Origin of the sequence: Porphyromonas uenonis 60-3, assembly GCF_000174775.1 — a bacterium.
GTDB classification, from domain to species: domain Bacteria; phylum Bacteroidota; class Bacteroidia; order Bacteroidales; family Porphyromonadaceae; genus Porphyromonas; species Porphyromonas uenonis_A.
The window spans coordinates 1-517 of the sequence record NZ_ACLR01000227.1; the positions used below are offsets into that span (position 1 = coordinate 1).

At 51.1% G+C, this 517-nt stretch carries 1 protein-coding gene; it reads left to right on the forward strand.

Annotation, left to right across the window (positions count from 1 at the left end; all coding sequences use genetic code 11):
• Positions 1-98 precede the first annotated feature (98 nt).
• Positions 99-517, forward strand: a 419-nt coding sequence (locus PORUE0001_RS09280) for a hypothetical protein (protein WP_039865876.1), incomplete at its 3' end; no start/stop codon positions are given.

The window sequence follows — 517 nt, forward strand, 5'->3', positions numbered from 1 at the left end:
TTCCAAGCTGAGAGCAAGGCCTTGGTCAACAAAACACTACTCGAAGTGGTCTTGAATCGCTACCACATTGATCTAAAAAAAAAGACCGATTTGTAGCCGTGAAACAGCTTGAATCCGCCCAAGTGAGAGATCAAAAGCTCTCCATAACCTACCTTTGTCAGCAGCTAGAAGTCAGCCGCAAAGGCTACTACAAGCACACCTTCACCGAGCAAGACGAAGATGTCAAAGTAGCCTCCGTCCTACACTATTGCCAGTATGTGCGCAGTTGGCTCCCCAGGGCAGGCGTAGACACCCTCCAGGAGTGTACCAACAAGTACTTCAAAGGAACCTTCCAAGTAGGTCGAGACTGGCTCTACAAAGTGTTAGGAGCCAACGACATGCTACTGAGAAGTCGCAGACGCAAGCGTCCGCCTCAGACAACCAAGGGCGTGGTCAATCACGGCTTCCAAGACCACCTGAACACCACCCCTAAGTACATCGCCACCGACCATTGCCGGCTCACCGTATCAGACATAAC